Source organism: Lactiplantibacillus daowaiensis (genome assembly GCF_005405085.1).
GTDB lineage: Bacteria > Bacillota > Bacilli > Lactobacillales > Lactobacillaceae > Lactiplantibacillus > Lactiplantibacillus daowaiensis.
Map to the genome: position 1 here is coordinate 82,178 of NZ_BJDJ01000001.1, position 12,667 is coordinate 94,844.

A 12,667-nucleotide genomic window follows, 5' to 3' on the forward strand; every position below is an offset into this window, starting at 1 on the left:
CTAGGATTTTTTTTAGTTTAAATATCGCTTGGATTATCAAGAATCAATTGAATCAATGGTTGACCAAAGTTCACTTCAGCGCCATTCTTCACTAAGATCTGTTTGACTTGACCAGCTTGTTTCGCCACTACTGGCCGCATCATTTGCATCGCTTGAATCAAGCCGACTTGTTGACCCACACTCACGTGATCACCGACCTTAACATACGGCGGTTCTTCTGAGGAATGCGCCGGATAGTAAATCCCGACCACTGGTGCTGTGACGCATTCTTTAGGATCAATTTGTTCAGCAACCGGCGCTGCACTGACCGGGGTCGGCGCAGCTTCAGCTGGTTGTGGTGTTGCCGGAGCGGCAGTGACCGGGGCATTTGGAATCGGTGTTGGTTGGGCCGGTTGTGTCGGTACCGGCGTAGGTGTTGGGGCTGGGGCAGCGGCGACTGTTGGCGCCACCGCCTTGCTCTTTTTACCCAACTGGACTTCGAAGTCCTTATCCCGATATTCAAAGTTGGTTAAATTGCTTTGCTCAAATTTGTCCATTAACTGATAAATCTTATCTAAATCCATCAAACAACCCTCCAATAGTTAGTTTACGCTACTGATTATAACGCAAAGTGTACCGCAGGATTGTTGTGGAAGTGTGAACGCTTCATTAAGAATTCGTCAAACTTAAGCCGTGGCAATTGCCGGCGTCGCTAATTTGAATAAGAACAACGGTGCGGGTGATTTACCCGCAGTTGCAAATGCCAAGACCGCATCGACGTGGTCCAACTGTAATAAGCGGTTGTCTAACTGCCACAACTCACGTTGATAATAGTCATGACAATATTGAACTAAGTTCGTCAAAAAATTGCCAATCGCTTCATCGACCGTATCACCACGGCCATCGACGCCCCAAAAATCGGTCGATTCGACCCAGTAGCGTTGTTCGGCTAACTCCCGATAACGCCCTTCTTCATGAACCAAAACTAAACGGGTTTTCATTGCTAGGCCCCCTCATTAAAACTGTGCTTTAATTGAGGTCTAAGATACCACGTGCCTAGCTTACCGACAATAGTTAACGGCGAACCCGTTTGAAATTAAGGTTCTTAATCACACCCACCTTAATTTGCAAACAAGTCCGCCGTTTTAGTTAAGAATCCAAACCCGCTGTCCGTTCAAGAAAATAACCATGTTGCTGAATGTCGCGCTTCAAATCTGCCATCGTGAACTGATGGTAGTACTTGCGATATTGCCGATCCGCCACCGTAAATAAATCAGTCAAGGTTTCACTAATATTAGCCGCAATCGCTGATTCATCCGCAGCATCATCCGTTTGTGAGTGGCCCGTGATAAACCGCGCATAACTCAGCGTTGGTGGAATCGTTAAGTCATACAAGTCCCCCAAATTCATCTCGGCCAACGTTTGTTCCAATTGATACCCCCCGTTTTTACCGACCGTCCCGATTAAATATCCTTGCTTATGTAAAATTGACAAAATATTGCGAATCATGACCGGATTTAAGTGCAACGATTGCGCTAGTTCCCGGCTAGACACTTTATTAGGCCGGTGTTCGTCTAAATACAACAGACTATGCACCGCCACAGAAAAATCAAGCTTCACAATAATCCCTCCCGCTACTTTAATAGCTTAAGTTTACCACCAATTGTAATTAGTATCATTTCAATTAGCTCGAAACTTACGTTATAATGGCGCTCAGGAGGCTTTTTTCGTATGACAACTGAACTAAGTGCCGCCACCTTTAAACTGGCGGACCAGGCCGCGCTCTCACCGGCCCAACAAAAACTCGAAACCCAATTAATGACTTTTATTAAGACACACTTAAATACCCCCAAAACCGGACTTTTCGTCATCCATGGCGATGCCGGGACTGGTAAAAGTGCCGTCTTGGCGGCTGCCTTTGCCAAACTGCAAGCAGCTAGCCGCAGTACGACCGCTAATCCTTTGCAACAAACTAACAATTATCTGGTCGTTAATCACAATGAAATGCTTAAGATTTACAAGCGCGTCGCTGGGATCACCCCAGAATTGCGCAAAAAGGACTTTCAAAAACCAACACCATTAATTAATCGACTCGCTAAGACGGACCAAATGGCCGATGTCGTTTTTATCGACGAAGCCCACTTATTATTGACGCAACCAGATCGCTATAATCGTTTCGATCATCAAAACCAATTACAAGAACTCATTAATCATAGTCGCGTGGTGGTCCTCGTTTTTGACGCTCGCCAAGTCCTTAAGCTCAAAAGTTACTGGCAAACTGACGCCCTAGCACCCTTTTTACAACAATACCCGCACCAACTATTCAACTTAGATGAACAGTTTCGGGTGACCGGCAATGCCAGCGTTATTGACTGGATCAACCACTTTACGCAAGGCCAATTGACCGCCAAGCCTCACGATGCGCACTTTGACTTTCAAATTTTTGCCGATGGTCAACCGTTATATGACCGGATTCGGCAACGGGATGCGACCGCGCAGCTCTCACGCGTGATTGCCACGGCTGATTTTCCTTATGTCGTCAATCGTGGGACTTGGTACGTTACCGCTGGTGGTCTCAAGTTACCTTGGGACAAGGTCAATTTAACGGATGACCCTTGGGCATTGCGGCCAGAAACGTTGAACGAAGTCGGCTCGATTTACACGATTCAAGGGTTTGACTTAAACTATGCCGGCGTTATTTTGGGGCCATCGGTCGGCTACGATGCCAAAACAGATCGCGTCATCGTCCATCCAGACCGGTATGAAGATCAAGAAGCCTTTAAAAATCGAGATGACTTAGGCCAACTTGCGCCATTAAAAGCCCAAGTCATTTTCAATTCCATCAACGTCTTAATGAAGCGCGGCCGTTATGGGCTGTATCTATATGCCGTTGATCCTGCCCTACGCCAACGGCTGTTAGCGTTATAATGAACTTAACCATATTAAGAAGGGATGATGCAAGATGCAAGTCTCAATTCCAACGACTAAAGGTGTCTTAGCCGCGAAGTATGCCAAGCAAGCCGCCCCAGACCAACAATACAAAGGCCATCCGATTATCTCATTTCCAGTGACGATTCAAGATGTGCCTGCGGGAACCGAAAGTCTCGCTTTTGTCTTTTACGATCACGATGCCATTCCTGTTGGGGGCTTTACGTGGATTCACTGGATCGCCGCCAACCTACCAGCCGACACGACCTTGATTCCAGAAAATGCCAGTCAAACCGGTAGTGTGCCCATGATTCAAGGCAACAACTCTACGGCTGGCGGTTATACTGGTGAAACTGATTTGAAGGTCACCCAACATTATGTTGGGCCTTATCCGCCTGATCAAGACCATGATTATACCTTTAAGTTGTATGCCTTAGATACCGTCTTACCGGTCCAACCAGGATACTGGTTAAATGATTTTTACAAATTAAGTGCTGGTCACGTGTTAGCGACTGCTAAGACCGTGGTGATCGGCAAACAATAACAAGTTTAAAACAGGTTGCTTTAATTAGCAGTCTGTTTTATTTTTATATTCAAATAGAATAATCAAGCCGTACAACTAAACCAATATCAAGCTTTATCACCTGAGTGATCGGATATAGTGTGTTATAATCGTCAACAATCGTTTCTAAAAATATTATTTTTTTATATCAAAGTACACAAAGGAGTTTTGACGTTGACGTTTTTTATGACCCGCTCAACTCGCGATTATCTGATTGGTTTTGGTTTCGTCTTATTAATGGTCGGCTTAGCCACATGGCAACAAGATTACGAAATCATTTTGCCCGAAATTGGTGCGCTAACTGCTGGCACGTGGATTTACCGCAAGTCGGCTTGGATCAACCGGCCAATCAAGATTTTTCTAGCACCAGCCGGTACCGCGGTAATTGGCTTTTTGGTCAACCGCTTATCACTTAGCTATCCCATCAAAATCTGGTTAACACTAGGTTTGATTTTAGGTTTACTAACCGTCTTACAATCAACCTTAGCGCCAGCTTTTGCAACCGGTCTGTTGCCGATTATCGTTAACGCGACACATTGGGTCTTTATCGTGGCTATTATCGGCTTTACTTTGGCACTCATGGTCGGGGTCTACTTACAAGGCGCCTATCAACAAGCCAGTCCCGGACCAAAGTTACAATGGCAACCGATGCTCGGCTTTATCGTCGCGGTAACGCTTTGGATCGGTATCGTTTGGTTCATTGGCAAGCCGCAAATGGCCGGGATTCCACCGGTTCTAGTCGTCTTCTTTGAAGTCTCACAACTCCCGGTCTATCGCGGTAAAATGGCGGTTAAACATATCGTGGCACTTAGCGGTGCCGCTACAATTGGCGTCATCAGCTATGCCCTGCTAGGTTCATGGCTGCTAGCGACACTAATCAGCCTACCGTTAATTTGGCTCGGATTGCGGTTATTAAAGATTGCCCTGCCCGCTGCTTATGCCTTTCCGCTATTGGCCTTAGTCTTACCCACCAATATGTTTCAGGCCTTACCATTAACAGCCACTTTAGCAGCTTGCTTTTTCATTGGGGCCGTCTATTGTTATAAACAACTTTATCAACGCTTGCGTACGCCAGTTGAAGATTAGTCGGTTTGTAGCGCCGAACTGACATGCCAAAATAGCCGTCACACCAGTAAAATAGTGTGACGGCTATTGATATAAGCATTCAAATAAGTGACCATTTTGGCTGTAGGTCAGCAGTAATGGAAGTCGCCGTGCAAATGGCGATAGTTCGACGGTACTTTCGGCGAACTTACCCCATCAGCATCTTTTAAGCTTGGATAAACCCGCCAAGCTTAAAAGTGAGGTTTGAGACCGTCCTTTGGCTCGAACCGGTCGCCACGGCTACTGGAATTATTGCTGACCGGAAGCCGCAAACATCCGTTTTCTCGTTCAGCTAAGCTAAATAAACCAAGATAAATGCAATCAATGCTGGCAACCCTTGCACCACAATAATTGATTTACTAGCGGTCGCACTACCATAGACGGCCGCTACCATCACGCAAGCTAAGAAAAACAGCGTAACTCCAGTACTGGCTGCGGCCGGGACCACAAATAAACTAAACAAAATCCCAACTGCTAAAAAACCATTATATAAGCCTTGATTACCAAATAACGTCTTTACTTCTGGCATTTGAAGTAACCGCCGGGGTACCCCAAATGCGCGAGACGCCATCTCACTATCCGCGTTAAACATCTCCAACCATAAAATAAATAAATGTTCCGCGGCAACTAAAATCGCCATGATCATTGCTGCAATTGCCATCACGTTCATCCCCATTTCCTCAGTTAATCTTAGTTTAGCAAATTTAACTAACTGAATAAACTTAGGGCCCTTCTAAAAAGCGGCAAGCCACACAGTCGTGACTTGCCGCTTCATTATTATTAGTTTAATCGTTACATGCCAGGCATCCAAACATCTTCTGGTTTAACACCTTGTTCTTCCGCAAACGCATTGCGTAAAGTATCCATATCCATTAAATGATAAGTCTTTGGATGATCTGGATCATATGATTCGATTTGGGCCATCATCCCACCATCTTCATGTTCGATGATGTGGCAATGGTACATGTAAACCCCAGTCAAATCAAACCGAACTTGAATCCGGACCGTTTCACCAGGATTGACCCCAACCGTATCCTTCAAACCATGTTCATTCGGATAGACTGGGCCGCCATTGCGTGATAAGACTCTGAATTGCGTCCCATGCACGTGGAATGGATGAACCATACCGTTTTCGGTACTATTCGTGTTCCGAATCTCCCAAATCGCAACATCATGAACCTTTTGACGGGCATCGATTCGTTGCATATCGAACTTCTTACCGTCCATCGCAACTTCTTCATCCATCCCGTCCATCGTAATCTTGCGCACTGATAACCCAGGGGTTGGTTCTTCGGCCGGCAAATCAACCAAATGATCAGGTAACGTCGTATCATCTGGGGCAAAAGCCTTGATTCGGAAGTGGACCAACGGCGTATCATCAGTCATTAGCGTGACTTCATCGCCTGGTTGATACTTGCCAAAGTCGACGATGATTTCATCACGTTCCGCACAAGTTAACATCACTTTATCCATGTAAACCGGTGCTGGCATGATACCACCATCTGAACCGACTTGCGCAAAGGTCAAATCATCGTCAAAGTGCAACCGCCATTCACGCCGGTTAGACCCGTTCAAGATCCGCAACCGGACGCGTTGGGTGGTGACATCAAAGTATGGATTAACGGTCCCGTTGATCAGCGCCGTATGGCCTTGAACACCATCTGGATCGTAGTCAGCTCGATAATCGAATTGGTTATCTTCATGAAATTCACGATCTTGTAAAACCAATGGAATATCATCGACCCCATAATTGCGTGGGAATGGGAGTTGATCTTCAACGTCATCTTGAATAATGACCATTGCCGCTAATCCCTTCCAAACTTGGGTCGCTGTCGATGGACATGGATGCGCATGTAACCAAGTCGTCGCGGCTGGTTGCATCACGTCAAAGTCAATGTGATTGGTCTGCCCGGGATAAACCGGTGCATGACAACCACCGTCAGTGATTGGCCCTGGTACATCTAACCCATGCCAATGGAACGTGGTTAATTCTGGTAACTTATTTTTCAAATCAATATGGGTATGCTTGCCATTGCGAAAAACTAACGTCTGGCCTAAAAAGCCTGCATTGTAACCCCATGTTTTCGTCTTCTTCCCAGGTAAGAACTGGGTTTCACTCGCTTCAGCAGTAACAGTATAATAATCATCCGTTGCCGTTTGCTTATCTGGCTTCAATAATGGTGGCACTGCCAATGGTTGCGGTGCAATCGTTGGTGTTTTTAAAGGAATGTATCCTCCATCATGCGTATTAAAAGCTGGTTCATCAAAAAAATAATCAGTATAGACTTTCTTTGCCATTATGACATCCCCTCTAAAATTCTAAACAGTTATTACAAATTGATTCACAACTAAGTGTCAGCGCTTACTGATACCGTCTTTAGTTTAGAATTGTTTCAATTGAGTGTCAACGTTTACAGGGTGTTATTTTTTAAACGTAATTGACCGTTTTCTTCTATAGTAACCAGCCTGTTAGTTGTGCCATTTTCCACGATCATAATGAAAAGATAAAAAAAGAACCTAACCCCAAAGTCAGATTCTTCGTTTACTATCTTTATTAAACGACCCACGCCTCGGCTTATCTTCAACCGAGGTTGGAAGATCGACTAGTTGCGTCAATTCAGCAACCGAGTGGGGTTTAGTACTTACTAATGGTGATCCTCCGTAATTGATAGCCGCAATCAGCTCAGCCTACTGTAAACTTAATGAACTCTTGCCAACCGGCATCAAATCCCGTTTGGCAACGGCCGTCTTATCAACACCCGCAATGCCGTTGTAACGATTATTTGCCATCATTACACTGTGCGAATTGCTGCTATGTTGAAGACCGATCACATGACCTAATTCATGTTCAGCCACATGGACTCGATCAGCCTTAGAGTATTTATAAGTCGACAAATTCTTACGCAATAATTTAACCGTCGCGCTCGTAAAGTAGCCCGCCGAATCAGCTTTCGTAAACGTAATTCCGGCCAACATATGGTACTTACCAGTTGTTGCCGTGCTCGTTGTCAAGACAATATCATGATCTTTGGATGTGCCAGCGACAAATTTAAAGTCACCAGTCTTATTCCAAGCCTTGATTGCCTTTTCATAAACACTCCGGTAATACGTTGACTTGGTATTAAATACATAGGTCACCTCTGGATGCCGCCAGCGGTGACTACTGAAAGGGGTGGCTGCTGAAGAGGCTTCAGCGATACTGCCAATATTTAAGGTCAACAGTACCGCAAGAACCATTAAAACCAACCGCATTCTCTTTCTCATCATTGTGGTACCTTCTTTCGCTTCACTGAAGGTAGCTATCAATGTGCCTTTAGTTTAAGGCCAGCTACCTGTAATTTTTTCATTCAGTGTCTGAAATTCCCCAAAAATATCACGTGTCCTGAATTTTCCGTGTTAGTTAATTAGGCAATCCAATCTTTTTAAGTACCGCTCAAATCCAAGTGGTAAGATGGACTTATTCTTAAAGAATGGAAGTGTCGCCTAATATGTCTATCAGCAAAAGTATCGTACAACAGGCGCTTTTACTTATCAAACCCGGAATGACGGTTGGGTTTGGTGGTGGTTCAACCGTGGGCTTATTGGTAAAGCAAGCCGCTAACCTTATCAACGAAGTACAAGTTTTAACCCCTTCACCAACTACTCGCCAGTTGGCAACTGTGCTCGGTTATACCGTGATCGATCCCCAATATTGCGACCGAATCGACCTGGCATTTGATGGTTGTGACCAGCTTGATCACCACCATTCCGCACTCAAAAGTGGTGGTGGTATTCATACCAATGAAAAAATAATCGCAACCCTGGCCGATGAGTATTGGCTAATGGCGCCGCAAGCCAAGCTAGTCAACGAATTTGACACCAAGGACCCCTTGGTTTTAGAAGTCTTACCGTATGCGCTTGCATTAGTTATGCATAAAGTTGCATCTTTGGGTGGTCAACCAACCGTTCGTACGGCCGAAAATCGAGACGGGATGACGCTCACTGACAATGGTAATTTCATTATTGATTGCCACTTTCCAAGCTACCATAATCTGCCTAAAATTAACCAACAGTTATCAGCTTTAGCTGGTGTAGTTGAGACCTCCTATTTCGACCATTTAGTGACCAATGCGATTATTGGTAACCCCGAAAATGACACCATAAATTACTTATATTAAATTTTGTTTACAAGAGTAAATTTTAATAAATATTAATAATTTAAGCGATTAATTGTGTATAATTTATTCGTATAAAATGGCATTTACTATTAATGATGCTTATTACGTTTTTAATCAACTGCGCTTATCAGTCGCTAAATGTCATCGGTATAGAAACCTGTTACGACGGTAATTATAGCATTTAAGCGCTTACAATAATAGCAAAACTAGTATTATTCTTTATAATCATTAATAATACCTATCCTGATAGGTACAATTTAGATGGGTCATTTTACTAACTAAAACGAGTATTATGATTACTTATGAAATTGGCGAATTAGTATTGTTTTTTGAACGCGCTGATTAGACATCTATTGACGGCTAATAACCGTTCTAAACTACGCGCGTTAGTTATCACTAGCAACTGACGATAACAGGTGCTAACTATTCCCTATCAAGTTCAATTATTAGGTCATAAAGGTTGCTTATCAGGTCGTGATTAATCGAATTGGCTAGCGTCAATGAGTTTGCATAAAAATTAGCAGATTATTGGCTAAACAGCGCAATTACCATTAGAAATGCAAATTACTAATCAGCCGATAAACTTCAATCATCAGGATTATCAGGTCAAGCTTTAGCCGGATAATGGGTATTAACAATGGTAATAATCAAGATATTCGGTATTTAGCCAAAAATTATATCATTATAAAAAGCACTTGGATTGATTAATCCAAGTGCTTTTCTGCATTCAATTCATCGGAATCGCTCATGACCATTCAGTAATTGTGATAATTGTCCTTTGAACTCATCACTATGCCGTTCAATTTCCGTCAACTGGGTACTCATTGTCACTGTGTAATCAGCAACCTCCCCATGTTCGCCTTGATCAAGTCCTAACTTTTCTTCAGCGACATCGACCCGCATTTTAACAAAGCGTTTCAGTACAACGATAATCACGATGCAAAGTACTGTTGTAAAAATAATCGTAAACGCCGTTGCCAGCAGTTGCAGCCCGAATAACTTGAAGCCACCGCCATAAAACAAGCCATTCAAGCTAATCGACCCATTGACCGTCTTAGTGGCAAATAGCCCAGTCAAAACACTGCCAACGATCCCTGAAACACCATGGCAGCCAAACGCATCAAGGGCATCGTCAATACCTAACCGTGGCTTCAACAATGTAATAAAGCCGTAGCTCGTTAACGTTGCAATAAGACCAATGCTAAACGCCCCGGTAGTCGTAACATACCCGCACGCAGGTGTGATGCCGACTAACCCACAGAGGGTCCCGGTACACACACCGACTAAAGTTGGTTTACCCTTGGTTAACATATCTAAGACCATCCAAGTCATCATCGACGTCGCAGTCGCGACTGTCGTGGTCAAGAACGCTTGGATCGCGATACCATTCATTGCTAACGCTGAACCAGCGTTAAACCCATACCACCCGATCCATAAGATGGCTGTTCCCAATAACACCCATAAAATATTGTAGTGCTGTGTTTCATGTTTGCCATAGTTATATCGCGGTCCTAAGAAAGCCGATAAAACGAGTGCCGTAATCCCCGCATTAATATGAACCACGGTGCCACCGGCAAAGTCGATCACCCCTAAGTGGGCCAAAATACCGTTATCCCAAACCATATGCACCATTGGATAATAAATCAACACCGACCAACAAATAATAAAGGCCAGTAAAAATTTAAACCGAATGCGACCAACCACCGCGCCAACAAATAATGCTGGCGTGATAATCGCAAACATCATTTGAAAGATTAAGTAGAGGCCATTTGGAATCTTAGTCGCTGTCAGGGCGGTTAAATGAACGCCATGCAGCCATAACGCTTGTAAATTACCGACAATCCCACCTAAGTTACCTGAAAACGACAGTGAATAACCAACGAGTAGCCATAGTAAAATCGCTAACCCACAAATCATAAATACCGACAACATCGTATTGACCACATTCCGTTTAGACACTAGGCCACCGTAAAAGAACGCTAAACCGGGTGTCATAAACAATACCAATATGCTAGATAAAACCAAGAACGTTGAGTTCGCAGCACTCATAATCACAACCCCAATCTGTACCATTTGATGTTAGAAATTATAACATTGGTAATTAAAAAAAGGTGAGAATATTGATAAAAAAAGTTATTTTTGGCTTAATTAGCCGATGCGTTACGTTAATTTAGTGACTTTCACTAAGTTGGACGTGACCTTTTATCACATCAAATCATCTTATTAATTATCTTAAGTAAAGGTCGGCTAACAACCTGGCTATCATGAATAAGCACTTAAGATAATAAACAACTCAGTATTAAAGCGGTTGCGTCATTGACACGCCAGTGGCAGCGTTGTAAGCTAACAATCGTTACATTATAAAATGATTAAATTTTACATACTTAGTTTCTTAATAATTAAATGGAGGTACATAGTTTATGCGCAAATATGCCATTATCGGCGTCGGCCACGTTGGTGCGACCGTTGCCTACACCCTAGTTTGTAAAGGAATTGCTGATGAACTGATTTTAATTGATACTAACGCTGCCAAAGCACGAGCGGAACAATTGGATCTACAAGATGCCCAAGCGCGGTTGGATAGTCGCACGATTATTAAAATCAATGATTACGCTGAATTAGCTGATACAGACATCTTATTTATTACCAGCGGCAACATCCATGCCTTAGATCACGCTTCTGGTAACCGCTGGGCCGAGTTTGAATATACCAAAGAAATTGTTCAAACTATCGCGCCAAAAGTAAAAGCAGCCGGCTTTAACGGTGTTGCTATTGATACGATGAATCCGTGTGATGCCATCACCCACTATTTCCAACGGGCGACCGGCTTATCACGTGCCCAAGTTTTCGGTACTGGCACCTTTCTAGATACCGCACGGATGCAAAAAGTCGTGGCTGAAGTGTTTGATTGTGATCCCAAAAATGTGAGTGGTTACGTTTACGGCGAACATGGTGAATCCCAATTTACCGCTTGGTCTACGGTTCAAGTGAATGGCGTGCCAATTCAAGATTTAGTCGCGAGTCATCACTTAGATTTAGACGCCCTCGAGGCTGAAGCCCGGCATGGTGGTTGGGCCGTTCATTCTGGTAAAGGTTATACGAGCTTTGCCATTGCAACTTGTGCCGTTAAATTAAGTGAAGCCGTCTTCGCTAACGCTCGGTTAGCCTGTCCAGTATCCGCGTACAGCGAGCAGTTCGGCACTTACGTTGGGCAACCCGCGATCATCGGCAAACATGGCGTTGAAAGTGTCACAACCTTGGCTTTAACCACTGATGAACAAGCCAAGTTTAAAAATTCTGCCCAAACGATTATCGAAAAGTTCCACGCTTTTGATGATGTTTTAGCCGCAGCACCCGTGACTACCGTTCAAAAACCAGCTTAACGCTTAGCGTTTGGGTCTCGACCCAAACGCTTTTTTTATACACTAAGCTGATAGTCACAGTTAATTAATTGATTAACGTAACCGGTTCAATCCTTTAGTAGCCTAGCTTTTGACAGAACTTATAATTATTACAAAACTAATATTTATTAAAAATTACCCACTTTTTGTTAAAAATATACAATTTCACTGCCACCGACCGGCAAAAGATGGTAGAATTTCACTTAGGATATTATTTAAGACGTTTACTATTTTTGATGGGATGATGGGTATGCAACAACCAACTAACCGCCACCGGTGGCTCATGATTATCGGTTTAACGATTATTAGTGTGGGTTGTGCCCTATTGGGTAAATGGGGCCGTACGGTGAGTGTCATTTTAATTGGACTAGCGTTAGCCGCCTTAACTAGTGCTTGTCTCCGGTTTTGCAGGGTCCGGGGATTCAGTCAAACTAGCGGCATGTTATGGTCACTAGTCATTGCTGCTGGCTATGTATTAGCTATTCTAGGCAGCTACGACTACTTTCGGGGTTAGCAATTGACTTACAAAAAAGACG

General features: G+C 43.7%; 13 protein-coding genes. 6 read left to right on the forward strand and 7 right to left on the reverse strand.

Features of this window, described 5'->3' with window-relative positions:
* Nucleotides 1-17: 17 nt before the first annotated feature.
* The 3 genes from FFM75_RS00375 to FFM75_RS00385 all read right to left on the reverse strand — a co-directional run bounded on the left by FFM75_RS00375 (nt 18) and on the right by FFM75_RS00385 (nt 1,599).
* Nucleotides 18-563 carry an acetyl-CoA carboxylase biotin carboxyl carrier protein gene (locus tag FFM75_RS00375; RefSeq protein ID WP_137627208.1) on the reverse strand — a complete coding sequence of 182 codons (546 nt, stop codon included), beginning with the start codon at nt 561-563 and terminating at the stop codon, nt 18-20.
* Between the two features lie 102 nt (nt 564-665).
* Nucleotides 666-980, reverse strand: a complete 315-nt coding sequence (locus FFM75_RS00380) for a hypothetical protein (RefSeq protein WP_137627209.1) — start codon at nt 978-980, stop codon at nt 666-668.
* Between the two features lie 148 nt (nt 981-1,128).
* A complete protein-coding gene (locus FFM75_RS00385) occupies nt 1,129-1,599 on the reverse strand; it encodes an RrF2 family transcriptional regulator (RefSeq protein WP_137627210.1) in 471 nt (156 codons plus the stop codon).
* Nucleotides 1,600-1,710: 111 nt separating this feature from the next.
* Here FFM75_RS00385 and FFM75_RS00390 point away from each other — a divergent pair, with 111 nt between their 5' ends.
* The 3 genes from FFM75_RS00390 to FFM75_RS00400 all read left to right on the forward strand — a co-directional run bounded on the left by FFM75_RS00390 (nt 1,711) and on the right by FFM75_RS00400 (nt 4,555).
* The gene (locus FFM75_RS00390) at nt 1,711-2,907 is read left to right on the forward strand and encodes a DUF2075 domain-containing protein (RefSeq protein ID WP_137627211.1); all 1,197 of its coding nucleotides are present in this window, start codon (nt 1,711-1,713) and stop codon (nt 2,905-2,907) included.
* 34 nt (nt 2,908-2,941) lie between these two features.
* A complete protein-coding gene (locus FFM75_RS00395) occupies nt 2,942-3,451 on the forward strand; it encodes a YbhB/YbcL family Raf kinase inhibitor-like protein (RefSeq protein WP_137627212.1) in 510 nt (169 codons plus the stop codon).
* A gap of 192 nt (nt 3,452-3,643) precedes the next feature.
* The gene (locus tag FFM75_RS00400; RefSeq protein WP_223876576.1) at nt 3,644-4,555 is read left to right on the forward strand and encodes a hypothetical protein; all 912 of its coding nucleotides are present in this window, start codon (nt 3,644-3,646) and stop codon (nt 4,553-4,555) included.
* A gap of 310 nt (nt 4,556-4,865) precedes the next feature.
* On the opposite strand, the gene FFM75_RS00405 is transcribed toward FFM75_RS00400, so the two are convergent.
* The 3 genes from FFM75_RS00405 to FFM75_RS00415 all read right to left on the reverse strand — a co-directional run bounded on the left by FFM75_RS00405 (nt 4,866) and on the right by FFM75_RS00415 (nt 7,840).
* Nucleotides 4,866-5,234 (reverse strand): DUF1304 domain-containing protein, encoded by a 369-nt coding sequence (locus FFM75_RS00405; protein WP_137627213.1) that lies wholly within the window; start codon nt 5,232-5,234, stop codon nt 4,866-4,868.
* Between the two features lie 131 nt (nt 5,235-5,365).
* Nucleotides 5,366-6,871, reverse strand: coding sequence for a multicopper oxidase family protein (locus tag FFM75_RS00410; RefSeq protein ID WP_137627214.1), 1,506 nt, complete (start codon nt 6,869-6,871; stop codon nt 5,366-5,368).
* A gap of 390 nt (nt 6,872-7,261) precedes the next feature.
* The gene (locus tag FFM75_RS00415) at nt 7,262-7,840 is read right to left on the reverse strand and encodes a M57 family metalloprotease (protein WP_137627215.1); all 579 of its coding nucleotides are present in this window, start codon (nt 7,838-7,840) and stop codon (nt 7,262-7,264) included.
* 221 nt (nt 7,841-8,061) lie between these two features.
* Here FFM75_RS00415 and rpiA point away from each other — a divergent pair, with 221 nt between their 5' ends.
* Nucleotides 8,062-8,730 carry a ribose 5-phosphate isomerase A gene (gene rpiA, locus FFM75_RS00420; RefSeq protein WP_137627216.1) on the forward strand — a complete coding sequence of 223 codons (669 nt, stop codon included), beginning with the start codon at nt 8,062-8,064 and terminating at the stop codon, nt 8,728-8,730.
* A gap of 732 nt (nt 8,731-9,462) precedes the next feature.
* On the opposite strand, the gene FFM75_RS00425 is transcribed toward rpiA, so the two are convergent.
* Entirely contained in the window at nt 9,463-10,779 is a 1,317-nt protein-coding gene (locus tag FFM75_RS00425) for an ammonium transporter (RefSeq protein ID WP_137627217.1), read from the reverse strand.
* 371 nt (nt 10,780-11,150) lie between these two features.
* On the opposite strand from FFM75_RS00425, the gene FFM75_RS00430 reads away from it, so the two are divergent.
* Nucleotides 11,151-12,113, forward strand: a complete 963-nt coding sequence (locus FFM75_RS00430; RefSeq protein ID WP_137627218.1) for an L-lactate dehydrogenase — start codon at nt 11,151-11,153, stop codon at nt 12,111-12,113.
* A gap of 268 nt (nt 12,114-12,381) precedes the next feature.
* Nucleotides 12,382-12,645 (forward strand): hypothetical protein, encoded by a 264-nt coding sequence (locus tag FFM75_RS00435; protein ID WP_223876577.1) that lies wholly within the window; start codon nt 12,382-12,384, stop codon nt 12,643-12,645.
* Nucleotides 12,646-12,667 lie beyond the last annotated feature (22 nt).